The 26,817-nt window shown below is 39.2% G+C and carries 17 protein-coding genes; 8 read left to right on the top strand and 9 right to left on the bottom strand.

Annotation, left to right across the window (positions count from 1 at the left end):
- Positions 1 to 33: 33 nt before the first annotated feature.
- From KF872_03775 to KF872_03765, 3 genes are all read right to left on the bottom strand, one after another.
- Complete coding sequence (locus KF872_03775; protein ID MBX2902653.1) at positions 34 to 4,719, bottom strand: PKD domain-containing protein; 4,686 nt, start codon at positions 4,717 to 4,719, stop codon at positions 34 to 36.
- Positions 4,720 to 4,887: 168 nt separating this feature from the next.
- Entirely contained in the window at positions 4,888 to 6,408 is a 1,521-nt protein-coding gene (locus tag KF872_03770; GenBank protein ID MBX2902652.1) for a HAMP domain-containing histidine kinase, read from the bottom strand.
- 7 nt (positions 6,409 to 6,415) lie between these two features.
- The gene (locus KF872_03765) at positions 6,416 to 8,938 is read right to left on the bottom strand and encodes an AsmA family protein (GenBank protein MBX2902651.1); all 2,523 of its coding nucleotides are present in this window, start codon (positions 8,936 to 8,938) and stop codon (positions 6,416 to 6,418) included.
- A 112-nt stretch (positions 8,939 to 9,050) separates the two neighbouring features.
- On the opposite strand from KF872_03765, the gene KF872_03760 reads away from it, so the two are divergent.
- From KF872_03760 to KF872_03735, 6 genes are all read left to right on the top strand, one after another.
- Positions 9,051 to 9,515: a hypothetical protein gene (locus KF872_03760; protein ID MBX2902650.1), complete on the top strand. Its 465-nt coding sequence runs from the start codon at positions 9,051 to 9,053 to the stop codon at positions 9,513 to 9,515.
- Positions 9,516 to 9,529: 14 nt separating this feature from the next.
- Positions 9,530 to 10,366, top strand: a complete 837-nt coding sequence (locus KF872_03755; GenBank protein ID MBX2902649.1) for an SDR family NAD(P)-dependent oxidoreductase — start codon at positions 9,530 to 9,532, stop codon at positions 10,364 to 10,366.
- Positions 10,367 to 10,448: 82 nt separating this feature from the next.
- Complete coding sequence (locus tag KF872_03750) at positions 10,449 to 11,342, top strand: 3-hydroxybutyryl-CoA dehydrogenase (GenBank protein ID MBX2902648.1); 894 nt, start codon at positions 10,449 to 10,451, stop codon at positions 11,340 to 11,342.
- Positions 11,343 to 11,425: 83 nt separating this feature from the next.
- Positions 11,426 to 12,058, top strand: a complete 633-nt coding sequence (locus tag KF872_03745; GenBank protein ID MBX2902647.1) for a hypothetical protein — start codon at positions 11,426 to 11,428, stop codon at positions 12,056 to 12,058.
- The gene (locus KF872_03740) at positions 12,055 to 12,750 is read left to right on the top strand and encodes an SDR family oxidoreductase (protein MBX2902646.1); all 696 of its coding nucleotides are present in this window, start codon (positions 12,055 to 12,057) and stop codon (positions 12,748 to 12,750) included. The genes KF872_03745 and KF872_03740 overlap by 4 nt, the downstream gene beginning before the upstream one ends.
- Positions 12,751 to 12,831: 81 nt before the next feature.
- Entirely contained in the window at positions 12,832 to 14,691 is a 1,860-nt protein-coding gene (locus KF872_03735; protein MBX2902645.1) for a PDZ domain-containing protein, read from the top strand.
- Here KF872_03735 and KF872_03730 read toward each other — a convergent pair.
- From KF872_03730 to KF872_03705, 6 genes are all read right to left on the bottom strand, one after another.
- Positions 14,688 to 16,355, bottom strand: coding sequence for a sodium/solute symporter (locus KF872_03730; GenBank protein ID MBX2902644.1), 1,668 nt, complete (start codon positions 16,353 to 16,355; stop codon positions 14,688 to 14,690). The two genes, KF872_03735 and KF872_03730, sit on opposite strands and share 4 nt — an antisense overlap.
- A gap of 81 nt (positions 16,356 to 16,436) precedes the next feature.
- The gene (locus KF872_03725) at positions 16,437 to 17,420 is read right to left on the bottom strand and encodes a M23 family metallopeptidase (GenBank protein MBX2902643.1); all 984 of its coding nucleotides are present in this window, start codon (positions 17,418 to 17,420) and stop codon (positions 16,437 to 16,439) included.
- Between the two features lie 146 nt (positions 17,421 to 17,566).
- The gene (locus tag KF872_03720; GenBank protein MBX2902642.1) at positions 17,567 to 18,697 is read right to left on the bottom strand and encodes a serine hydrolase; all 1,131 of its coding nucleotides are present in this window, start codon (positions 18,695 to 18,697) and stop codon (positions 17,567 to 17,569) included.
- A 71-nt stretch (positions 18,698 to 18,768) separates the two neighbouring features.
- Positions 18,769 to 19,197, bottom strand: a complete 429-nt coding sequence (locus tag KF872_03715; protein MBX2902641.1) for a GNAT family N-acetyltransferase — start codon at positions 19,195 to 19,197, stop codon at positions 18,769 to 18,771.
- Entirely contained in the window at positions 19,197 to 20,153 is a 957-nt protein-coding gene (locus KF872_03710) for a PorP/SprF family type IX secretion system membrane protein (GenBank protein ID MBX2902640.1), read from the bottom strand. Before KF872_03710 ends, KF872_03715 begins: the two co-directional genes overlap by 1 nt.
- Positions 20,150 to 21,592 (bottom strand): gliding motility-associated C-terminal domain-containing protein, encoded by a 1,443-nt coding sequence (locus tag KF872_03705; protein MBX2902639.1) that lies wholly within the window; start codon positions 21,590 to 21,592, stop codon positions 20,150 to 20,152. The genes KF872_03710 and KF872_03705 overlap by 4 nt, the downstream gene beginning before the upstream one ends.
- 81 nt (positions 21,593 to 21,673) lie before the next feature.
- Between KF872_03705 and mtgA the strand changes: the two genes are divergently transcribed.
- Together mtgA and KF872_03695 are read left to right on the top strand one after the other, a co-directional pair.
- Positions 21,674 to 22,396 (top strand): monofunctional biosynthetic peptidoglycan transglycosylase, encoded by a 723-nt coding sequence (mtgA, locus tag KF872_03700; protein MBX2902638.1) that lies wholly within the window; start codon positions 21,674 to 21,676, stop codon positions 22,394 to 22,396.
- A 140-nt stretch (positions 22,397 to 22,536) separates the two neighbouring features.
- Positions 22,537 to 26,742: a choice-of-anchor L domain-containing protein gene (locus KF872_03695; GenBank protein ID MBX2902637.1), complete on the top strand. Its 4,206-nt coding sequence runs from the start codon at positions 22,537 to 22,539 to the stop codon at positions 26,740 to 26,742.
- The last annotated feature ends 75 nt before the right edge of the window (positions 26,743 to 26,817 follow it).

Here is a 26,817-nt window from a genome sequence, read left to right as displayed (position 1 = left end):
AAAAAGTGAATAGATGCAAAACAAAAGCACGAACTATTTTACAAGTGTAATACTGCCTGTTTTGGTTACTTTTTTATTGTTTAAGAAAGTAACAGTTACAACGTAAACATAGGTTTCGGGCTCTTGCAGTTTGTTTTGATAGAAGCCATTCCAACCTTCGTTTATATGATGTCCTTCGTACACTTTTTCTCCCCATCGGTTAAAAATTAAGAATTCTAAATCCATTACATTGTTAGCATACACCATAGCTATATCATTCAGCCCATCGTTGTTGGGAGTAAATAGATTTGGCACATAAACTACCGGATTGTGCTCTACATTTATACGTGTATAAGCTGAATCTATACAACCTTTTTCGGTAGTGGCGTAAACGGTGTAAACAATATCGTTGTATGGATTTGCAATAGGGTTCTCGCAATCTATGCAGTTGAGTGCTGTTGCCGGAGTCCATTGCCAATGCGTAATATTAGAATAGTTGTAAGTAGGAGTGAGTGTAATATCTTCTCCAAGTTGTATGGTATCTTCCGCCACTAAGTTTACTGCAAATTTTACAGGGTTGGGAAGCAATACGGTTCTTATCAATTCGCATAAATTGGCATCGCTGACGGTTACGGTGTAATCGCCTTCTTTAAGATTGGCATTTTCGTGCTGATGCACTCCATTGCTCCAAACATAGCTGTATTGAGGAGTTCCTCCTGTGGCAAATGCACGTAATTTCCCATCGCTGCGACCAAAGCAAGAAATAGAATCTACCGCAATATACAAACTAAGCGAATCTGGTTGTGTAATAGTTACGCTTAGTGTATCGCTGCAACTATTGGCATCGCTGAAAGTTACAACATACTTTCCTGCAAATACATTTGTTTGAATAGCGCTGTTGCTTAATGCTGGAACCCAAGTGTAATTAAATGGTGCTTTTCCTGCTGTTGCTTGAAGGGTGATTTCGCCATCGTTTTGCGAAAAGCAACTCACATTTTTAGTTTGTGCCGTAAATGCAGGAATTTCAAACACCGATGTGCTTCCATAAGCGGTATCTGCACAGCTGTTGGCAAAGTTGGCAATCATGGTTATGTTGAAGTTGCCTGTATTGGTGTATTGCTTTTGTGGTGTTGATTGGTTAGAAGTAGATCCATCGCCAAAGAACCAAGTAAAATTAGCCGTTGGATATAGTACAGTATCGGTTTGGTTTACAAAAAGACTTGCATTGCCCAAGCACGTAGGTGCTACGGAAAAGAGCGCCTCGCCAACGGTTAATACAGTTACACTATCGGTAATAGTGTCGGAGCATTGTGCGGTAGAAGTTGCAACTAATACTACCGGATAAATTCCGTCTCCGGCATATAAATGTGTTGGGTTATCGTTAGTTGAAGTATTACCATCTCCAAAATTCCAAGTGTAGGCCAATCCGGCAGGAGAGGAGTTGTTGGTAAAGTTGGTATAATTGTTTTCGCACACTGTAGTTGAAGTAAAGGCAGCCGTAGGGTTTTGATGTACAGTTGCTACTTTTGTAATAGAATCAAAACAACTGTTGCCATAATCTAGCACCAACTTTACATTGTAATTACCATAAGTAGCATAAGTATGGGAAGTGTTTTGGGTAGCAGCAGTATTACCATCTCCAAAATCCCAAGCATAACTTGCTACGGTAGTTCCTGTTTTTAAAACAGACAAATCTGTAAAGATAGAAGGCGCAGTTTCGCATACTTCAGGAATGCTAAAGTCCATTACGGAACCCAAAATTACGGTAGCCGTTTGCGAAGCCGTATCTACACAACCTTTGTTGGTGGTAACTGTAACCGAAACGGTATAAGTGCCGGAGCTGCTGTAATTATGCGAAGCAGGAACAATAGAAGAGGTATCGCCATCGCCCCAATTCCAGTTATAGGAAAGCGTGCCGCTTGGCACCGATGAAGTATTGGAAGCTGCTAAGGTACTGTCGTTACAAACATCATTTATAGTAAATGCTGCGGTAGGGTTGGGGTTTACAGTTGCTACTTTTGTGATGGAATCTAAACAATTCTTGTCGGATGTAAGAACTAACTTAACTGTGTAGTTGCCATATGCTGCATATAGGTGTGTTGGAGATATATCGGTAGATGTATTGCCATCGCCCAAGTCCCACATATTGGTATAAGTACCCGATGCAATACTTGATAAATTAGTGAACGTAAGTGAATCTCCATCGCAAGTACTATCTGCTACAAAATCAGGAAGTGGTTTGGGAAAAACTTCTACCTGTTGGGCAAGTGTATCGTTACAGCCTTGGGGAGTAATAATAATTGAAGTAACAGTATAGACTCCAGGTGCTGCATAAGTATGAATAGGAAAAGTGTCTGAACTTTGGATACCATCGCCAAAATCCCAAAATGGAGTAGAGCCGGGAGGCGCACTTGAGGAAACATTAAACACAGTTGAATTGCCAAAACAAGTATCTGTTGCCGTAAAATCTACCGATGCGGTATCGTACACAATTATCTGTTTCGTTAGGGTATCAGAGCAACCACTATCTGTAACAGCAATATATGTAATGGTAAAAGTATCTACCGTTGTATACACATGTGAGGGTGAAAAAGCTGTATCGTTTGTGCTGCCATCGCCCCAAATCCACTGGTTCTGTATACTTCCGCTAACAACAGTGGTGTTATTTATTACATTGGCAGTACCATTAAAACAAACATCATTTACCGTGAAATCTTGATTTAGTAGAGGAAACACAGATACATTTTGTCGTACAGTATCTTTACAACCAAAGGAATCAATTACCGCTAATGTAACTTGAAATGTACCGGCAGAAGCATACGTATGATCTGTATAGTTTAATATGGCAGAGGTGTAGCTGTTTACATTGCCATCACCAAAATCCCAACTAAAATACTGTAAAGAAGTTGAAGCACTTGGCGTGAAACGAATCGGATTGCCAAAGCACTTGGGCGAAGTAGTAAAATCCACTTTGGGATCTCGTACTTTTATTGTGAAGGTATCGGGCATACCGGCACAAGCTACATTTTTGGCATATACAGAATAAGAAGTAGTTACAGTAGGCGATAACGTAATAGATTTGGCTGTATCTCCCGTACTCCACCTAATGGAATCTGTGCTGGTAACAGCAACTGTAATAGAAGAACCTATACAAATAGAGTCATCGGGCACATCGGTAATGGGAGGTCCCAAAATTTTTATATTGCCCGGAATAGTATCTTTATCGCAACTGTTTTGGCGTTGAATAATCATTTTAACGGTAAAATCGCCTAGTGCAGTATAAACGTGATGTGGGTTTTGAGTTCTAGCGGTATCGCCATCGCCAAAATCCCATTCGTAACTTAAAATAGAAGGATCGCCAATACCTTGAAAAAACACTGTATCACCAGGGCAAAAGATTGAATCGAAACGGGAAGAAGCGTATTCGAAATTTGCAAATAAGTTAGAAAGGTTTGCTCCCGCTGAGTATCCAAACGATTCATAACTGGCATATTCATAAATATAAGCTAAAAATCCACTGTCGCTTTTTATGGTATGGCTACCATAAGCAACAGTTGGGGAGGCAATGGAATATGCGGGGTTTGAAGCCACAGGTACAAAACCGGTAATAGGAGCACCATCTAAAGTTATTAACCCAGTACTATTTGATTTGGTTACAATGGTGGCATAATAATTAGGGCTATTACCTGAATTAAAAAGCGTATTAAAAGTTATCTCATTCAGTGTTTGCTCATTGGGGCCTAATAATATCATAAATGGATCGGCACTTGAACCATCTACATCGCCACTCATACTTAACTGCAATACCGAAACCGGATTATTAGAAGTTAAGCTTCCATTTGCCGATAAATCAAACTGATAGTATTGTCCTGCATTTATATTTTGTACAGGACCGCCATTTACTGATACTTGTGTTCCATTTTGCTGCGACACTACTCTAAAACGTGTTTGTCCACGTGTTCTTAAATTAGGAAGTATGTAGTTTTTGCCCCATGAATCGTTATAGAAATTTATATCGTACAAATGGTCGCAGCAGCATTGGCTGCCAACAGCGGTACAAAAATTTCCTGAAAACAAAACAAACTTTTTGCAACCCTGTCCAACATCAATAGATTGTACAAAAGTTCCGGTTAAGTCATCATTCGATTCTAAGTTGTAAACCTGTCCTTGGTTCAAATTTATTTGGAATGGCACACCTGCAGGATTGCCACACGCAGTAGCAACCGAAGGCGTAATTTGTATAGTGGTATTTGGATAGGCCGCTACAATAAGCATTTGTGTTTGGCGCGAATTGCTATAATTTTCCCTATAGGTATTTAAATAATACTTATCGCCAAGCGTGGGATTAGGAATTAGGAGTGTGGCATCGGCAGAATAACCTTGAAAATTTAAAGCATACGCACTTATTTGTTGATCAGATTGAATGTGGCAACCCATTGGCAGCATTGCACCACAGCCCGAAGCCATAGCTGTTGCTTTTGGAATACCAACTGTAACAGACGTATTTGCAGGAATAGTTACGGATTGCGACCAGCCGCTTAGTGGAATTGACACGGTAGCCGAGGCATTAAACCGCGAACTCATGGAAACCATGAGTGTATCGGGAGGAGAGCCTAAAGTGTTTTGCATAAAGCCAAACCAAAACTCTTTACCTTCTGTGGTAAATTGCTGCGCAAATGTGGTTGCGCTTAAGAATGTAGTAAAGCAGAAAAGTAGTAGTGCCCAAGTAGATGTTCGCATGTATGAATCAAAAGATTACTTATTACATTTTATGGTTGCGAAAAGTATAAAATAAATCAATAATCGTGAAGCATTGTTAATAAATTGGCTGGCAAAGTGTGTGAGTAGTTGAATTTAAAAACAACTACTTAACATAATATAAATTATAGAGTAAAATATCGCAAAGCTTTAACTCTTTAGGAATACCCGAAATGTAGTTCCAACGCCAACTTCGCTGCGCTTTACCATAATCTTGCCACTGTGATAATCTTCCACAATTCTTTTTGTAAGCGATAGTCCTAAACCCCAACCTCTGCGCTTGGTGCTGAATCCCGGCTCGAAAATTTTTTCCCATTGACCTTTGGGGATTCCGGCTCCGGTATCGGAAATGTCAATAACTGCATTATTGGCTTGCGAGAAAATAAGAATAGAAATTTTCCCTTCGCCACCCATGGCGTCTATGGCATTTTTTAGAAGATTCTCTAACACCCAGCCAAATAAATCACTATTGAGCATAGCAGTTATAGTGCCGGAATGCTTTTGTGAAACACTAATGCTTACCTTAGTGCTGATACGTTTTTTGAAATATTCCGTATAATTTTCAATAAATGAAACCAAATCTGTAGCATCTAACTTAGGCTGTGCGCCAATTTTAGAAAAGCGCTCTGCCACCAAAGTCAATCGCTGAATATCGTGTTCGATTTCAACTAAAACATCATTGTTTTTCAATAGTTCCATTTCTCTGATGTATTCAACCCAAGAACTTAGAGAAGAAATGGGTGTTCCTAATTGATGTGCGGTTTCCTTAGCCATGCCCACCCATACCAAGTTTTGCTCAGCTTTTCGCGAATTGCTAAATACCAAGTATGAAAGCAAAATGAATGCCGCAAAAATAGCCAGCTGCACAGCAGGAAACCAGCGCAATTGCTTAATAAGCAGTGATTCATCGTAGTAAATGAATCTTTTATCGGTGTTGCCCAATGAAAGTAAAATTGGTTCGTACTTAGCTGCCATATTTTGCACTTTGGTATGAAGCAGTATGCTGTCGGCTACTTCAGAAGAGTCTATATTGCTAAATGCCAGCAGTTGCGAATGCTCATCCAGTAAAATAACCGGAGAGCTTGTTGTATTCATAACTACTTCATAAATAAACTTTTCTACAAGCTCATTTAAAGTTATTTTTAGATTTTGAAACAACTTGCTATCTTGATAGTAAATGTAATTTCTACCAAATCCGGGCAGGTTTTTATATTGAACAATAATGGGCGGATAGCCGGAAAATTCACGCAATTCTGCGATGGTCATTTTTTTACCCGGTTTATCGAATTTGCTTTCGGTGTTTCGTGCCGAGAGTATGGTGCCTTCTTCGTTTACCAAGAGAACTGGAATATTGTCGTTTGAGGTTACAATTTCATTGAAAAAGGTAAGCAATTCATTGTCTTCAACAGTTAAAATAAACTTGGTGCTTTGTGCCCATATATTCACTTTTTCGCGTTCATCGGTTGCCAGTTTGTTGAATAACTCGTAGGTGTAATTGAGCATGTGTGCGCGCTTCTCAATGGCATCTGCCCAAAGTTTTGCTTTGCGCTTTTCGTTTTTTGAAATACTGTTTGCAAGATAATTGGTATAAACTACCGTTCCCATACCAATTAAAATGGCAGTTAGGAATATTATAAGTTTATAGTTGCTTTTTTTCGAGTAGATATCCATTGCTTAGTTAAGGCTTTTCATCTTCAAAATCCATAAAAACAGGTTGCTCGTCTATTTGGAAGTATTTTTCTTCACGCTTCTCCCCTTTTGAATTTTTCTCTTTATTAAATAGGTTTTTCAAGACTTCTTTTTCGTTTTTCCAATCTTCTTTCATTTTAACGGCTGCTGAGGCTTTATCGTATTTAATAGATGGGTTAGAAAGATTTCCGGTCATGCTGAGATACATGTTTAATCCATCGTAAGGATCGTTTTCTATAAACTGTTCGCGGCCTGCTCGGTTAAATTTATTGGCTAAAAGGCGTCTTAAATTTACTTTGAAACGATAATCTACGGTGTTGTCAAAATGGTGTTGTCCTGAAAATACTAAATTTATTGCATTGGTTTTTATTTCAAATGATGGTATAAATATGGTTTTGTTATATATTGATATTCTGTTTCTTATATCTGAAAATTTTATGTCTGAAAGTTCTTCTACTTTAATAAATTTCGAAGCGGCTTTTATAGGCTCAAATTCTTTGAGCCGACCATTTTTAATTTCAAAATCAACAATAGCATTCAGGTTATCTTCATCAATTTTTTCGTAGTTTTTCCAGGTGTTTTTAAGGTAAACTTTGGCATTGGCAATGCCGCTTATGTGCCTATCTGTTAAAGTGGCTTGGCCAAAATTTTGAGTTTCGGAAAATACTTTTGTAATATCAATGTCATTCACCTCTGCTCCAAAGTTCATGAGTAAATCCTTTTCGCCTACAAAAACAAAGTAGCCGTTTCCGCTTGCTTTCCCTCCCATTGCTTGGGTAGAAAAATGGTTGAGGCGCAAATGCAAGGGCGATAGGGTGAGCGAGATTTTTACATCATTAAACTCCATTTTGTTGTAAACGAACTGTTGGATAGCAAGGGAGAGATTGCCGTTCATTCTGAATACATTCTTTACGTCTAGTTTCTCTTTGTTACTTTTGGCTTCAGATTTACTAAAAGTTTCAATTAAATTAGATAAGTCTAATTTGTTGATTTTCAATTCCCCATCGGTATTCAAAACAATGTTATTCATGGGTTTTCGCTGTGCCAAGGCTGTTGTAAATGGTGCTAGGTCTGAAATAATGCCATTAAATTCTGCTTCGGTATTTAAGAATTTTACACTTAAATTTTTTACCGTAAGATTTTGTGCACGGTAGTTTATGGCACCATTTATATTGCTGTATTTAACACCTCCAGCTTGGAAGGCAATATTGCGCAAGGTGAAAATGCCGCTGCCGTTTGCAATAATTTTTGCCGGATCAGCAAAGTCTTTGCTATTGCCGCTGATATTAAAGTTTTGAAAAACAATACTGCCATTTACATCTGTGGCTGTGCTATCCGGGATAAAGGCGCTTAGTTCTTGTAGATGAAGTGTTCCGTTGGCATCGAAATTGAATTCCGGCTCTGTGAGATTTTTTAAGAACAAAGAAAACCGGAAGCTTTCGCTGCTTATCTGCGAACGGCAATCGGTAATGTTTAAATAGTCGGTTCCTCCTCGGTTGTTGCCGTATTCAATATCTGCAAAAACGTGTTTTAATTCCTTCTTTACTTTGGGCAACTCGATATTGCCATTATTCAACTTTGCCTTTACAGTAATTAAAGGGGTTTCGGTTGGTGAAACATTTCCATTTATGGTGGCATTAATTTCAAATGCTCCATTGCCTTTTACGGCTTCCAAAGTTTTGCGCAAGTTGGGTGGCAGCAGCGCAATTAAATCTGCAATATTGTTTCCTGCTGCGCTTGCGCCAAATGCAATGGTTGTTTTGTCTTTATGAAACTTGAAATTTCCATTGAGTTTAAATGGATTTTTTTCGATGGAAAGCGTGCCGTCTTCTATGTAGATTTCTTTCCATGACTGTTTGATATTCAATAAAATAGATGCATCTATTTGTTTGTTTGCTGCAAATATGTTTTCGGAAGTGGCAATTTGCTCGATAAAGAAGCCGCCTTTACCTTTTAGCTTAAAATCTGCTGCCGCAAAGTTACCATCGAGTTCCACCTTGCGCACTCTCGAATTTACCTTAAAGTTATTTTTAAAATCGTTGTAGTTAAGTTTTAGGTTGGCAAGTGTAATTTGGCTTACCTGCAAAGTAGTGCCCGATTGCTCCTGTGGTTTTGCAGGTTTTAGAATATCTAAATTGGATTTCCCTGTTTTATCAACCACAATATTGAGTGAGCCATTTTTCAGTACAATACTGTGAATGGTGAATTTTTTGTTTACAATATCGCTTAAGCTAAACAGAAGTGAAAACTCTTGTAGCTCTGCAAGTTGCTTTCCTCCGGTTTTTAGTTTGTTTTCAATGCTTACTTGTTTAAATTCCAATCCTGCATTTGGAAAATACTTCAACAGTGTAAAGTTGATATTGCCGGCTACTTTTACCGGAACATCTAATTGTTTATTTACTTCTACAATTATTTGGCGCTTAATGCTTTCTTCGAGCAGCAATGCGGTAGTTATTGCCAACAGCGGCACAATAACTACTATTGAAAGCAGGGTTATTACTAATCGTTTCAAAAACAATTTCACTTCTTAATGCCGTATTTTTAAAGTGTATATTTAGCGATTATGGAGAAATTTTATTGCCTTTGCTAACATTGTACTTTCAATTCCATTTTATTTACACATCATGAAGTTTAGAACAACCATTTTAATGCTACTCTTTAGCATTGTTTTTTCTACTGCTGCCGTTGCCAAAGATAAACCAGCACCAAAGGGCGAAATGCTTTCTATGGGGTATCTTGCTGCTCATAACTTTGCAAATGCATTATTAAATTACAAGGCTTTGGAAGATAAACTAAAGGCCAACCCAACCGACCAAGCGGCACTTTGGGAGTTAGGTTTAACCTACTTTGTAATTGCCAACAACGATAAAAATTACATCAACCGCAGTTTAGAAGCGTGGGATAACTATTTGCGACTATACCCCAATGATGGCTTTGCACTTTGGAATAGAGGTTTTACCAAGCATTTCTTTAAAGTTGGGAATCCATGTGCCGATATTCAAGCCGCGGCACAGGTTGTAAAAAAGAAGTTCTTACCTAAAGACCCCGAAGATTTCAAAAACTGCTTTAAGAAGAAAAGTAAACGCTAAACACAACAGTAATTATGTATCAACTATCTAATAAATTCCCCAACAAACGAGCGTTTATTACAGGTGCGGCCTCTGGCCTGGGTAAAGCAATGGCACTTTTACTGGCAAAAGATGGTTGGCATATCGGTATTACCGATATAAATCCACAAGCATTGCAAAAGACTGCCGAAGAAATTGAACAAGCAGGCGGCAAGGCATATTCATACGTATTTGATGTTTCAAAAAAAGATGCCTACCAACAGGCTGCACAGCAGTTTTTAGAGCAAAACAAAGGCATAGATTTATTAGTGAACAATGCAGCCGTTGGCGATGGCGGCTTGTTTGAAGAATACAGTTTAGAAAATTGGGATTGGATTACAGGCATCAACCAAATGAGTGTAATTTACGGTTCCTATTTTTTTGTACCCATCATGAAGAAGCAAAAAAGTGGCCATATTATTAATGTTGCAAGTATGGCAGGAATAGCCAATATGCCCAACATGAGTATGTATAACATTACCAAGGCTGCAGTTATTGCACATGCAGAATCGCTTTATGTAGAACTGGCACCATGGAAAGTTGGCGTGAGCGTGGTATTGCCAACTTTTTTCAAAAGCAATATTATGCAGCACAATCGCGGTCCGGAACATGCCACTTCTATTGGAAAAGTAAAGTCAGAGAAAATTGCCATTGGTCCGGAATTGGTGGCAGAAAAAATACTGGTGCAAAGTGGAAAAGGCAAATTTTACATCTTTCACCCATTTCAGGCAGTTGGCATAAACTGGCTGAAGCGCTTGGCGCCCAACTTCTTTTTAAGGATGAAAGTGAACATGTTTAAAAAGAAAAGCTGGGTAAAAAAAGCAGTAAGCTAAATAGATATTACTACACTCCTTTTGCTAACGCATGGTGTAAAGTTGCTATTGCATTTCCATGCTAAATTTCTTGTTTTGCGATATGATAAAACAAGTAAGTGTAATAGGTGCAGGTACCATGGGAAATGGAATAGCACACGTTTTTGCCATGAATGGTTTTAAAACTACTGTAATTGACATATCGGAAAAATCTTTAGAGAAAGCCAAGCTCACCATCGAAAAGAATTTAGAGCGCATGGTTGCAAAAGGCAGCCTTACCGATGTTCAAAAAAGTGCAACACTTACCAATTTAACTTTTGAAACTAACTTAGAAAGCGGAGTAAAGAACAGCCAGTTAGTAGTAGAGGCTGCAACAGAAAACATTGATTTGAAGTTGAAAATATTTGCACAGCTAGATGCCTTTTGTGCTCCCGATACTATTCTTGCCAGTAACACATCTTCAATTTCTATTACCAGAATTGCAGCGGCAACTAAGCGAGCCGATAAGGTAATTGGCATGCACTTTATGAATCCCGTTCCGGTAATGAAATTAGTTGAAGTAATTAGAGGATATGCCACTAGTAATGAAACCACTCAATTGGTAATGGATACTTCTAAACAGCTATCGAAAATTCCGGTAGAAGTAAACGACTATCCCGGCTTTGTGGCCAATAGGATTTTAATGCCTATGATAAACGAAGCTATTTATACTTTATTTGAAGGAGTAGCAGGTGTAGAAGAAATAGACACAGTAATGAAACTTGGCATGGCGCATCCAATGGGGCCGCTTCAGTTAGCAGATTTTATTGGTTTAGATGTGTGCCTTGCCATATTGCGTGTTTTACACGAAGGTTTGGGAAATCCTAAATATGCACCTTGCCCGCTTTTAGTGAATATGGTTACTGCAGGTTATCTTGGGGCAAAATCGGGTGAAGGCTTTTATCAATACACTGCCGGAAGTAAAGATTTGATAGTAAGTAAAAGATGGAAGAAATAGTTTGATAGATTGTTTATTGTTACATATCTAATTTTACGGTGCGGATTACTTTTTTTCTTGTTGCGATATTTCTTTTAGCCTTAGTGGCAGATGCGAGGGCGCAAGATACTACCACCGCTTCTCCCCTATCTGCTGCTACACTTTCAACCGATAGTGTAAAGCCGTCCGGCATTGTAATAGATTCATCGGTAGTGGCTGTAGATTCTGTTCCATTTAAAAAGAAAATAGAAAAAAGGCATAGTGCTAAAAAAGCAGCATGGATGAGCGCTGTATTGCCCGGTTTAGGTCAAGCATACAATAAACGCTGGTGGAAGATACCAATTGTGTATGCAGGTTTTGCAGGTTTGGGATATGGATTATATCACTTTGGAAGTAATTTTACGGGCTATAGAAATGCCTATCGCATACAAGTAGATGGCGACAGCTCTACCATTGGAAGTTACAAGGGCGTTACAAATGCGCTTGAGCTAAAAAGCTATCGCGATTACCATAAGCGCAATTTAGATATTATGGCAATTATTACAGTGGTGTGGTATGCTTTAAATATTGTGGATGCTGCTGTAGATGCCCATCTTTTCCATTGGAATGTTGATGATAAACTGGCGTTGGATTTATATCCTGTGGCGCCTTCACTTTCAAATAGTACCGCTTCGTTTGGTTTTTCTTTTCAATTAAGTTTCAGGCAACCTCCTGCAAAAAAATTGTTTCAATTATGAATAAAACAATTCTAATTACCGGAGCCTCCAAAGGAATTGGTTTGGCTATTGCTACCTTTTTTTGGGAAAGAAAATGGAATGTGGCTTTGTGTTCGCGTCATGTAGAGTCGCTGCAGCAAACATTCGTTTCTACCAATATACAAACTGCCTTTATTCAATCTGTGGATGTAAAAAACAAAGTTGCCATTCAAGCTTTTGGCAAAGCAGCTTTGGCACAGTTTGGAAGTATAGATGTGCTTGTAAACAATGCCGGACAATTTATTCCGGGCAAAGTTCATGATGAAGAAGATGGTACTTTGGAACACTTAATTGAAACCAACCTTTATTCGGCATACTACTTAAGCCAAGTAATTGTGGAGCGTATGAAAGCTAAGCAACACGGTAGTGTATTTAATATCTGTTCGGTAGCAAGCATAATGGCGTATCCAAATGGCGGCAGTTATAGTATTTCAAAATTTGCCATGTTAGGTTTTTCTAAGGCGCTGCGCGAAGAATTAAAAGAACATCAAGTAAAAGTAACAGCACTATTGCCGGGAGCTACACTTACCAATTCGTGGGCAGGTGCGCCTTTTCCCGAATCGCGCTTTATGAAACCGAGCGATGTGGCGCAGATTATATGGGATATTGAACACCTTTCGCCCAATACGGTGGTAGAAGAAATTTTGCTGCGCCCTGTTTTAGGCGATATTTAATTTATTACCTTCGTAAATACTCGTACATTAAATACGAACCGGCTTCAACATACGTTTAGTTATTTTGGTTTAAGGCAATTCATGCGGTTCAAATTATTTTTTGCTTTTCTTCTGGTTCTTTGGTGCATATCGGCAAATGCTGCCGACACGGTTGAAGTGCGCATAAAATTGCAAAAGTTACAAGATGGGGCACCCGAAGTTGTAATGCACTTTCCTGAATTAAAGCAAGGTAAGTTGAGAATTGTTTTTCCAACCTATGTACCGGGCTCGTTTAATGAGTTGGCACCGGGAAATTTAGTAGAAAACATTGTTGCCTTAAAGAAAGATACCGAAGTAATTGTGCCAAAACAAACAGGAATAAATACGTTTGAAATTGCTTCACCCAAAGACATAAATACGCTTACTTACCGTTTCAGTTTTTCGTGGAAAATACCCGTAACACAACATGGCTTTTTTCCGCAGTTAGGTACCGCATACAAAAATGAGCATTACATTTTATTGAACTTTGGTTCCATGCTCCCTTTTATTGAAGGAAGAGAACGGTTGCCTATAAAAATAACTATTGAAAAAAGCGCCATTTATACCGCCTTTTCTCCTTTAAGCAAAATACAATCGCAGCCCGATAAAGAAGTTTTTTTTGCAAAAAATTACCTGCAACTTATTGATAATCCTGTGGTGCTCACATCTAATTATGAAACTACATTTAGAACAGGCGGCACTCAATTTCATTGCATTACCAACACCTTCGGAAAGCTCAGTGAACAAGCATTGCTTAAAACGCTGAAACCAGTATGCGAGGGCGTTACAAAATTTTGCAAAAGCCTTAATGTGAAAGACTATTATTTCTTTATTTTTTTGGTGGACTCCGGTGATATTGGCACTAAAGTAAATGAAGAAGATTATGGTGCTGTGCAGCACTCGGCATCTTCTGTAATGGTTTTTAAGAATCATCAAGATTTATACAAAATTCAAAAGGAAATTCAGCAAACGGCATCGCACGAATTATTTCATTTGTTTCAACCACTGAACTTAAAAACAGATGCTACCAGCAAACTGAATGTAAAAGCAAAATTACCTACCGAACATTTATGGTTGTTTGAAGGCGTTACAGAATATTTCTCGCTGCTCATGCAATGGCGCGAAGACTTAATTACGCGGGCAGAATTTATACAAGAGGTAAGAAATAAAATGAGTTTGATGCAGTTTTTTGAACCTTTTTCTTTAACCGAAAAAAGTACAGAAAGCATTTTGAATGGAAACGAAACCTATTATCGAAATTTTTATTACAAAGGTTGTGTAGCAGCCATGATGCTCGATTTGCGCTTATTAGAGCTAAGTCAAGGACAGTTAAATCTTCAAGAATTGCTATTGCGATTTAAAAGAAGCATGGGCGAAAATTATGTAGTAAAAGATGAAGAGCTTATTGCAGAGTTGGTAAAAATTTCATCGTTTACAGAGCTAGACGATTTCTTTAAGAATTACATTTCCGGTGTAGATAGCTTTCATTACAATAAGTACTTATCGCTTATTGGTTGGGCACACGAGCCGGTGAAGGAAGATACTTCTAAAATGTATGTGAATGCTTCGTTTCGTTACGAAAAAGGCAGTAAGAATGTGTATCTCACCAATATAAATATAGACCAACTGGGATTTGAAGAAGGCGATGTACTTTTAAAAATAAACAATAAGAAGGTTTACAAAGACAATGTAGAAGATCTTATGGAAAAAGTATCGGCTTTAAACTCCGGGAAGAACGCCACCTTTACCGTAAAGCGAAAAGGAAAAGAGTTGAAGTTAAGCGGCAAACCTTTAATTGTAAATAAGAATCAGCGCAATGTAATTAAAGTAGAAAAGCGTCCGCCACCGGAAAAGCAATTTTATAGAAACGCCTACAAGAGCGGGCAGCTAAACACCGGAAAACCTTACCGAATGCTGAATTAAAATATCAAGTACAGCGCAGCCAATACACCAGCAATAAGAATAGAACCAACGGCAAAAGCAGGATGTACACGGTACATTTCTTGAGCACTTTCAATTTTTGAAGAAGGGCTGGATTGTTTTTCAACTAAACTGATGGCAACCATTCCAAGTATGCAGCAAACAAACACTATTGCCATTCGATCTAAAAATGGAATTTCGTATAAGCCACTGGCGGTCTGCACCGAAAACCCGATTGGTTCAAGAAACGAAAGATTAAGCCATTGCGGTAAAAACTTAAAAACAATGGAAAGAATAAATCCACCTACAATTGAAAACATTGCAGCATTGGCTGTGGCACGTTTCCAAAATAAACCAAGCAAGAATACGGCAAACACACCAGGGCTTACAAAGCCAGTGTATTCTTGAATATATTGAAAACCTCCTTTTTTGTCTATTCCTAAAAATGGAGCTACCAATACGGCAATAAGCATAGACGCCACAACGGTTATTTTACCTACGGTAATTATGGTGCTTTCTGATGCCGATACGTTTATTCTTTTTTTGAAAATATCTAACGAGAAAATAGTAGCAATACTGTTGGTTTTTCCGGCTAGCGAAGCTACTACCGCTGCTGTGAGTGCAGCAAAAGCTAAGCCCTTTAATCCAACGGGCAATAAGTTGAGTAGTAACGGATAAGCACTATCGGGGTTTACCTCTCCCCCACTGTTCATGGCGGTGGCAAAATTGCTATCTTGTGCATACAATACAAACGCTGCGATGCCCGGAATTACTACAATTACTGGCATGAGTAGTTTTAGGAAGGCTGCAAATAAAATTCCATTGCGAGCTGTAGGTAAATCGGCACCTAATGCTCTTTGTGTAATATATTGGTTGCAGCCCCAATAGTTCAAATTGGCAATCCACATACCGCCCAACAATACGGTGAGTCCGGGCAAATCAATATAACTTGGATTAGAGCGCGGCAGCAGCATCTCAAAATGTTGCGGTGCGGCTCGCAGCATATACGAAAAACATCCCAATACTCCTGATGTACCAGTTTTTTCTGCTACTAAATTCAATGCAAGATAAGTAGTAGCCAAACCTCCAAGTACCAAGAACAGCACTTGAATGATATCTGTGTAGCCAATTACTTTCATGCCTCCAAGGGTAATAAGGATGGCAAAGAATGCAAGCGCATACATGCAGAGATTAAAATTGAAACCCGAAATACTACTTACAGCCAAGGCTCCTAAATACAAGATAGAAGTTAAGTTTACCAGTACATACAGTAGCAACCAAAATACTGCCATTATCATTGCCACAGAAGTGCTGTAACGCTGTTCTAAAAACTGCGGCATGGTGTAGATTTTGTTTTTTAAGTACACAGGCATAAAAAACACAGCCACAATAATTAGTGTGGCTGCAGCCATCCATTCGTAACTGGCGATGGCAAGCCCCATTTTAAAGCCGGCACCGCTCATGCCAATAAACTGCTCGGCACTTATATTGGATGCAATAAGCGAAGCCCCAATTGCCCACCATGTAAGTGAGCCTTCTGCTAAGAAATAGTCTTTAGAATCGGTGGTGTTTTTCTTTTTACGGTAGTAAATGAATAAGCCATAGGCTGCTACTACAATAAAATAAAATAGAAAAACAATATAATCTGCGGATTGAAGTTTTTGCATGAGCCGTATTTACGGCAATGTTATGAAGATATTTTTGCTGTCAAATAGCATTCAACAAACGAACTCCAATTAAAACAATATTTAATCCAACGCTTGCCCTTGGCTGGAGCTTTTCTCTAGCATTTTTACAAACATGTCGTCTTTTAAATCGTTGTAGTAATAGTAAACAGGGTTTACGGCATTACCTCCTTTTATTACTTCGTAATGCAGGTGCGGCCCGGTTGATTTTCCGGTACTGCCTACCAGGCCAACCAAATCGCCACGCTTTAATTTTTGCCCCACTTTTACTTTAAATTTAGAAAGATGCGCGTAGCGCGTTTTATATCCATAGCCATGATTTACTACTACTTGATTGCCATAGCCGCTGTAGGAATATTCGACCGTTTCTACCACTCCGTTTCCGGTTACATACACTTCGGTGCCGGTGGGCGCTGCAAAATCCATTCCTTCATGAAACTTAGAAATTTTATATACCGGATCGGTACGCATACCAAAGCCGGACGCCAAATGCTTTAAATCTTTATTGGTAACGGGTTGTATGGAAGGCATTGAACTTAGCATGTCTTCTCGGTTTTGTATAAGGTCTGCAATTTGGTCGTAGCTTTTACTTTGTATTGCCATTTGCCTACGCAGCTTATCTACCTTTATTGATAGGTTTTTTATTAGTTCTCCGTTGTCGTATTTTTCGAGGTTGCGGTACTTGTTTACACCTCCGCTGCCGACTTGCCAAACTTCGCTAGGAATGGGATCGCTTTCAAATAGAACGCGGTAAACATTTCCATCGCGGTAGTGTAGTTCTTCCAATACTTCACTTATGCGTTGCACTTCGCTGTTTAGAATGGCATAGCGGTCTTTCATAGTGCTGAGTTCATTCTTTAGTATTTTTTCTTTTGGAGAATCAATAAATGTATATGCCAGCGTAGAAATACCTAATGAAAATACAATAGATGCACATATAAAGGCGAACACTCTAAAAATTCGGGTTCCCCAAGTTACTACTACTTTTTCGTAACTAAGCGTAGTGGTATTAAAAACGAACTTTTCTTTACGTTTAAAAATTGCCATTTCGCTAATATAATAATTATGAAGCAGTTGCAGTAAGTTCTGCTACTAAACGCCAACATTTCTTCACAGAATAATACAGTTGCGATTAGAAATTTGACTAAGGTTTGAATAACCATGTATCTTCTATAGGCTTGAAAGTATTCATATTACTTAAAAACACCTACTAAACTCCGCACCAAGTGGCGCCTAAATTCGGGAAATTGAAATCTTTTATTGGGCTTGTACCACTCTTTTGCTCCAAAGCGCACAATTACAAGTTTATGCTGTGGAATTACAATCACATACTGCCCGCGCATTCCTTCCATTGAAAATTCATTCATATTGTCGGTATTGCGTAACCACCATAAGTAACCATAATTTTCACGGTGTTTTCCTTTGGTATCAGGCGCATTTACCGGAGTAATAGTTTGCAGTACAAAATTACTATCTACTAATTGCTTGCCGCGCCAATTGCCAAAGTTTTCATATAGCAAGCCGAAGCGAGCCATGTCGTGCACATTGGTATTGAAGCAACAATAAGATTTCTCTATTGCCGTTGCGCTATCTTTGCTATCTACCATCCACCTGGCTGCATGTGATGCTCCTAATGGTTTCCAAAGTTTTTCTGAGGCGTAGTCGCTCATATTCATACCAACTGCATTTTGCAATGCCAACGTAAGAATTTGTGGATCGCAATTTTTATAGCGCCATTCTGTACCAGGTTCTTTTTCATAATTTATTTGATTTACAAGTTCTGGTAAATTGTTGCCATAATACAGCTTGGCAAGGCTGCCAAATGGGTTGAGGTATTGCTCATGGTAATCTACTCCCGAAGTCATGGTAAGTAAATGCTCAAAAGTGATTTTACTGCGCTCGCCTTGCTGCCATGGTTTGTAATAGTTAGAAATAGGTTCACTTAGGCTTTTAATTTTACCTTCGCGCAATGCAATGCCGGTAAGAATGCTTACTATGGCTTTGGATGCCGAAAATGGGTTGGAATAACTGCTGTCTGAAAATTTCTTTGCATACCATTCGTAAATAATACTGTCGTTTTTCAGCACAAGTAGTGCTTTGGTTCTTGTTTTCTTCAAGTGTTTTTGAAGTGTATCGGGTAGTTGTGTTTTATTGTATTCCACATGTAGTGAAATGGGTTGCGGAGTGCCTGCTTTTACTTCTCTGTAAGGTAAAAATTTGTAATCTTTTAAGCCCGGATCGTTGTACACGATTGCTTTCCAGCCATAAGGATTGCAGGAGCTTAGGAAAAGTAATAACAAAGGAAACAGCAATACTTTTTTCATGAAAAGTAAAGTGCAATGTTGGAGAGATTTTATGTAAACTTTCGCTAAAAAAGTAATCGTTTTTTAAAGGCTTACAGTTTTGTTTCCATTACTACATGAGGAATTCCAACTTCCAAGAATTCACTACTTACAATTTGGTATCCCATGCTTATATAAAATGGAACGGCTGTTTTTCTGGCGTGGCAAAATATAGTTGTATAGCCATTTTTTTGTGCCTTATTGGCTGCAAAAGTTGCCAGCTTTTTTCCTAAACCTTGCCGCTGCCGAGTGGCTTTTATAGCTACTTGCCGCATTTTTACTTTTTGAGAATTGTATGCAGAAAGTGTAAGGCAGGCAAGTACTTCATTATTTTCAACTATTGCAAAGTGCATATCGCTTTTATCTTTTTCCAGTTCAGCAGGTGTAAATTCTAAGCCGAGCGGCTGGCGCAGTACTTCGTGCCGCAGTGCCAATGCTTGGCTATACCACTTAGAAGAAACAGAAAACGAAACTATTTTCATCAATTTAAAGTTGGGAAATATCCCTTTACTACTTTTCTATTGAAGAAAAGTTGCACACCAATTTCGTGCGTTAAGCCAATATCGGGGCGATATGCTTCTAATATAAAATCCATTACATAACCAATGCGTAGGCGGTCTTTAATAGTAACGCCTGCTTCCATATTTAAAGCATTCATGGTACGGTAATTAAAGCCAACCCAAAACCATTTAATAAACGATAAGCGAACGCCAGCTACGGCTTGAAATGGGGCGTGGTGCACCCAGCGCATACTTAGCACCGGCTCTATCCAAATTTTATTGGTGGCTACTTCGTAGCTACCTGCAGCCACAAAATACAAGTGTGGAATTTTGCGAATTTTAATATCGGCAGAAGAACTTTTATAGTTAATATCCAATGCAATTAAATTGGGTACGCTTATGCCTACATTAAAATAGTTTTTATACTGGTAGTAGATGCCAAATCCTGCATCAGGGAATACCTTTGTTGCATTGTTGAATGTAAGTTCTGGATCGCCCAAATCGTTTACCTTTAGCTTGCTTCCATCAATTCTGTATTGGTAGATACTTGCCTGCACGCCTAAACTTAAAAAGTGGGAGTTTTTACCAAGATAGGTTTCGCGATATTTCTTGTTTAAGTTTATGGGATAAGCCAACTGAATACTTGCTCCACCTTTGCTGGTTGGGCCGGTGGCATCGTAAATGCCTGTAATTCCCATGCTGAAATGATTATCGGCCAACTGGGTATTAAAATTCAGAAAGGTAGTATAAGGAGAATTGTTTACTGAAGTAAATTGGCGCTTAAAAGCTGCTGTTACATTTATGAACCCACCTGTGCCTGCCAATGCCGGATTTAATGCAATAGCGTTTTCGCGTACTAAATTAAACTCCTCTACTTGTTGAGCCTTCAGCCAACATGTCATCCAGATTAAAACCAATGCAAGTACTGTTTTTTTCATCGCACAATGGTTAATGGTCCGCTAAAAGTTTTCCATTCATCTTGCATCTTTACTTTTAAAACATAGTAGTAAGTGGCTCCCGGAAGCGGTTGTGCATTCCAATATCCTTGCCAAACATTGCCGTATGGTTCTTCAAAAAAAACTTCATCGCCCCATCGGTTAATAATACGGACATTGTTTTCCGGAAAGCGCTCTAATCCTTTAATATACCACACATCGTTGTAGCCATCGTTGTTAGGTGTAATAGTGTTGGGAATAAAAAAGAGCGTATCAACTTCTTTTGTTATTTCTTCTTTTGGACGTGGTAAAACTTTTACTCGTACACTATCGTAATCCTCACAACCTAAATCGTTGGTTACGGTTAAAAAATAAGTAGTGTGTACCAACGGAAAAGCATAAGGATTTGCAATAGCGCTATCGGTTAAAGTGGTAGCATCGCGCCATTTGTAATCGGTGCCACCCGATGCATTCAGTTGCACAAAATTTCCGTTAATAACAGAGGTGTCGGCACCGGCATCGGCAAACGAAACACTAGTATTTGCCAATGCATAAGGCGAGTAAGAAAAATTAGACCAATTATTGCGCTGCATATACGCAAAAGGTGTTCCTTGTACTTGTAAAGTTTTAGGCATGGCTTGCCATTCGGGAATAATTTGCCAATGAGCCATATCATTCCATGCACCATCTGAAAGTGGATCGTAAAATATTTTCATGGCAACGGAGTCGCTTCCCCATGTTCGCCAAATTCTATGATACCAATTGGGATTTACTTCGCACACTAAATGAAATTTTTGATTCCTGTCGAATCCTTCGAGCGAAGCATCGGCATTGGCAAATCGCACTTTGTAGCGGTTGAATTTGCTTGAAGTTGGTGCTAACTCCACAGGGCGGTAGCGTGCTACACCAAGTGTTGAACCTACGGGAAATAAATAAACAGAATCGCTTTGTGTGTGGCGCGAAAGTCCGCCATCTTGCAGCGAAGCCACAAAGCCCGAAGTGCGCTGTACAGCAGTGGTATAAGCATTGGTTACAAACACTGTGTTCTTATCCATATTGAACTCTCTATCCGTTAAGAACAAATTGCCATTTACAACCACATCTGTATCGCCAAATTTTACGCCTTGGTTGGTAAGTACCAAATGATGAAAGTGCGTAACAGAACTACCTGAAATATGTTGGTTGCCACCGTGTAAAACAACCCAACCTGTTTGAATAGAATCGAAACAACGATTAGGCGCATTATGTTGCCAATCGCCCGTAACAAATATGGTATCGCGATTATGGTAAAAACCGGAATCTGCATTAAAAGCATCGCCTTGAATAGAAAGAAATGTTTTTTCGCGCACACTTACCAATGCACCTGCATTACTCCAAAAGTTCTGCTGAGCATTAACTGCCAAGATAAAACCAAAAGAGAGGATAAGTAAGTAGTATTTCACATTTAAACTTATGGTAAAGTTATTGGAAACATCGAAACAACAAAGTGTTTTGAAAAGAGTATTTAAATTATGTTGTTTGCAATGTTACAAGGCAACTTTGTGAAGCAGTTTTTTAAACGTTTAAGATTATTTTTACTGAAAACCATTCTTTGGTTTTTGGGGCTGTCAATCGGTTTTACCTTACTGTATCGTTTTGTACCTGTGCCATTTACCATTTTAATGGTGCAGCGCAGTGTGGAACAATTGATAGATGGAAAAGAAATGCGATTAAATAAGAACTGGGTTTCTTGGAACGAAATTTCTACACCTATGAAATTGGCAGTAATAGCTTCGGAGGATCAACAATTTTTCAACCACTCCGGATTTGATTTAAAAGCAATTGAAAAGGCAACAAAATTCAACGAAAAGCAGGCCAAGAAAAAGAAGAAAAAACTACGTGGAGCCAGCACCATCAGCCAGCAAACGGCAAAGAATGTGTTTTTGTTTCCAGCAAGAAGTTGGTTTAGAAAGGGTTTAGAAGTTTACTTCACCTTTTTAATAGAAGTTTTTTGGAGCAAAGAGCGAATTTTAGAAGTGTATTTGAATGTTATTGAAACCGGAGATGGCATTTACGGTGTAGATGCTGCAGCACAAAATTATTTTGGCATTACAGCCAAGGCGCTCAACAGAAACCAAGCAGCAGCCATTGCTGCCATTGTGCCTAATCCAAGAAAATGGAGTGCCGTTCGCCCTTCTGCATACGTTGCCCGAAGAAAGGCGTGGATACTTAACCAAATGAACAATGTTTCATTAAATGCAGAATAAATTCTATCTTACCCCTTGCGCTCGGCTCAATGTGGTTTTATATTTACAAGAAATGAGGTTTTACGTACTTTCAAAATAAGAGTCTGAAAATGTTTTGAAAGGAAAGTGAGGTCTCAAGTCTGAAATTTAAACTGAACAAGATGAAAACATTATTAACCGGAGTATTTGCTCTTGCATGTATTGGTGCGCACGCGCAACTTACTGTAACAGCATCTAACAATGCCGCAACGTTGGCGCAATCGTTGGAAGGAAATGGTGTTGCCATTTCTAATGCCATATTAACTGCTGCAAACGATGCCGCAGGTTCATTTAATGCCAACTTCAATACCAATTTAGGTATTTCAAACGGTATAGTTTTAACTACAGGAAGAACTTCAGACGTTTCCAAAACTGCCAATATAGGCTCTTCAAAAATTGGCGCCAGCTACGATAATGGAGCCATTGGAGATACACTTTTACAATCGCTTTCAGGCTATCCAACTTACAATGCATCTTCATTAACCTTTGATGTGGTACCTATTGGTGATAAACTAACCTTCAGGTATGTGTTTATGTCGGAGGAGTATCCCAATTTCGTATGTGCCAACTTTAATGATGTGTTTGGCTTTTTTGTAAATGGGCCACGCCCTACACAATTGGGTGGTGGCAGTTACGTAAATAAGAATGTTGCCATTGTACCCAATACCAATCAACCTGTAGGTATAAATACGGTAAACTCAGGTGTGTCCGGACCATACTCTACTACTGCAGGATGCCAAGGTTTCAATACGGCTTATTATAGAAATAATGCGGGAAATGCGTATGTGGTTTACAATGGAGGCACCGTTGTATTAACTGCCACTGTTGATGTAATTCCATGTGCTACTTATACATTCAAGTTATCAATTGCCGATGGAAACGATGAGTTTTATGATTCAGGAGTATTTATTGAAGCCGGTTCTTTTACTTCAAACAGAGCAACATTAAGCACAGCTTATGCTTACAATGGCTATAGCGCTGCTTATGAAGGTTGCGCCAATGCACGTGTGCAATTCAACTTCAATCCTCCTTATGATAGTTACAATGCGTTTAAATATCAAATTTCCGGCACTGCCATAAATGGTGTTGATTACCAACATATACCAGACAGTATTATTGTTCCTATTGGTGCTACTTCAGCATCAGTAAACATAGTTCCCATTGCCGATAATCTTACCGAAGGAAGTGAAACTATGGTGATATCTTTGGTAGATGCCTGTACGCAACAGCCATATACCCAAGCATCCATTACCATAAATGATACACAACACGTAAGTATATCGGCAGGGAAATTGCAGTTGTGTGCCAATGAAAGCACCGTTTTAACTGCTACAGGAACAGTTTCGTATAGCTGGACTCCTGCTGCCGGGCTTAGCACTACCAATACTGCACAAACTACAGCAACACCTTCGGGTACTCAAACATATGTAGTAACAGGTACAACAGGAGCTTGTGTTTCTACTGCATCAGTTACATTAGAACAACGAAACATGTTGGTAAATGGCACAACCAATGCCGCAGCTTGTGGCGGTGCAGGTGGTTCAATAAATTTGAGTGTTTCTAACGGGCAGCCTGCCTATTCTTTTGTGTGGAATGACAACAATATACAACAAAACAGAAGTAATGTAGCTGCTGGCAACTACACGGTTACAGTTACCGATGCCACCGGTTGTACACAAACTGCAAACTTCACAGTTGGTAGTAATAGCCAGTTGCAGGTAAATGTAGCTCATGCCGATGTAAGTTGTTTTGGGGCTGCTAATGGCAGCGCTACGGCATCTGTTGTAGGTAATGGTGCTTATAGTTTTAGCTGGTCTAATGGCGGCATAGGTGCAACGCAAAATAATTTAGCAGCCGGAAATTATACTGTAACTGTGCGTGATGCCGGCCAATGCTCTGCTATTGCCAATGTGGTGATTCAGCAGCCGCTGGCAGCACTTGATGCAACTTTTACTAAAACAGATATTACTTGCAGTGGCAGCAATTTAGGAAGCGCCCATATTGCAGTAACTGGCGGACAACAACCTTATACCTATACTTGGAATGTAGCCAATGTATCGGGTGCAGGCTCCAATACACTTACTGCCGGAAACTACGATGTAACCATTACCGATGCTAATCTTTGCACTGCATTTGTTACGTTTATTATTGAAGACCAAACCGACTTAACTGTTACTGCCACTGCAACCAATGTGGTGTGTAATGGTGGCAATAACGGTGCAGCAGTTGCTACTGCTACCGGAGGTAGCGGCAACTATAGTTATACTTGGAGCAACCAAGCAGTATCACCCGGCATACAAAACTTAACAGCAGGGAATTACACCGTAACTGTATTAGATGCCAATGGTTGCTCTGCAACAGCCAGTGCCGTATTAGTACAACCGCAACCTCTACAAATAAATGAACAACATACTGATGTTTCTTGCAGCCTTGCAGGCAGTATAGATATAGCAGTTACAGGAGGCAATGGTGGATATTCATTTGCATGGAACGATATGGCAACAAGCGAAGACAGAACCAATATAGCAGCCGGAAATTATGCTATCACGGTTTCTGACTCTAAAGGTTGCTCTGCAACTGCTGCCATTATTATTGGAAACAGTGTCAATGCAGTTTCTATTAGTGAAACTATTGTGCCGCCACTTTGCCATGGAGGTACCGGAAGTGTTGTATTGAATAGTAGTGGCTCTAATAGCGCCACATATACTTGGGCAGATGGTGCTACCACCAAAGATCGCACACAATTAAGTGAAGGAAACTATGCAGTAACTGTAACCGATAATGTATCGGGCTGCACAGCGGTAAAAGCATTTACCATTGCAGCTCCTACTGCTATTGCTGTGAATGCCGTAGTTAATGAATTGAACTGTACCGGAAATGGCAATGAAGGTGCTATTACACTTCATGTAAACGGAGGCACACCAAATTATACATACCTATGGAATGATGGTGTAGCAACAAAAGATCGTAGTAATTTAAATGCAGGAACATATACCGTGCAAGTAAGTGATGCCAATGGATGTACCACTGTGTATAGTGTTGTGTTGCAAACTGTATCTTCTATTCAGTCTTCTGTTCAATTTACGCAACCATTATGTTTTGGTGGTAATAATGGCACTGCATCTATTAGTGTTTCCGGTGGAGATGGAAACTATTCTTTTATTTGGTCAAACAACGTTTCTTTATCTTCTTCTGCATCTAATTTAACTGCAGGTTCATATAGTATTACGGTAACCGATGGAAAAGGTTGCACTTCTGTTGAAAATTTTTCAATTGCTCAACCTGCTCGCCTTCAAGTAACTGCAACTCCAACTCCCAATGTTTGTTTTGGTGTTTCTGATGGTGCTGCATTGTTGGTTGCCACCGGTGGTGTTTCGCCTTTGCAGTATTCAGTTGAGTTGTTAAACAGTTCATCTCCTATCAATCGTGTTACAGGTGAGTTTACGGAACTTTCTGCAGGAAGTTACATTGCAACTGTTAAAGATAGCAACAGCTGTACTGCCACTACCAATTTTACTATTGCTGCCGCAAGAAAAGATTCATTAAGTTTTGAAACTAAAGCTACTACTTGTTTTGATGAAGCAACTAAAGATGGGAATGTTACTGCAATAATACTTTCTACCGAAAACGGTCCTTATCAATTTGCATATAGCAATCATAATTTTACTACCGAAACCTTCTTTGCTGAAATGGCTGCGGGTAACTATATTTTCACCAGTAAAAATAACAGTGGTTGTGTAGTAAACCACCAAGTAACCGTTGAACGTGCCGCAGAAATTGTAATTGAATTACCTGCCGACACTCTTTATGCAGAAGCCGGACAGCCAACCCAACTTACTGCTACCGCCAATAATGTGAGCGATGCAGTAATGGAATGGAGCGCTGTTTCGCAACCGGATTATTTAGATTTTTCTTGCAGCACTTGCAGCCAAAATGCTCCGGTAAGCACCACTCCTTTTACGAATGAATACCAAGTAAAAGTTTACAGCAGCAGCAATAAAGGTTGTTTTAAAACAGCAAATATAGTAGTGGCAGTTGCAACAGAAATGGTTATGCCTAATGCATTTACACCTAATGGCGACCAAGTAAACGATCGCATCTTCCCTATCTTCAATAACAACAATATTAAAGTTACTACTTACAGTATTTACAATAGCTGGGGGCAATTGGTTCATGGCGATATAACTCAAGGCTGGGATGGCGACTTTGGTGGCATTAACCAACCAGCCGGAACTTACACCTATTTTATCAGTTACGAAAGAAACAATACTGCTGCAGGAAAAACTGAAACTATTACTAAAAGCGGCAGCGTAACCTTACTTCGATAACACACATCTTCCCTCCTTTCTTTTGCAATTAGCAGCAAAAGAGCTCTATGGACTAAAGCGAACTAATGATTGGTT

The sequence above is a fragment of the Chitinophagales bacterium genome, assembly GCA_019638515.1.
Classification (GTDB): domain Bacteria; phylum Bacteroidota; class Bacteroidia; order Chitinophagales; family LD1; genus UBA7692.
This window is presented reverse-complemented; position numbering and strand designations above follow the sequence as displayed.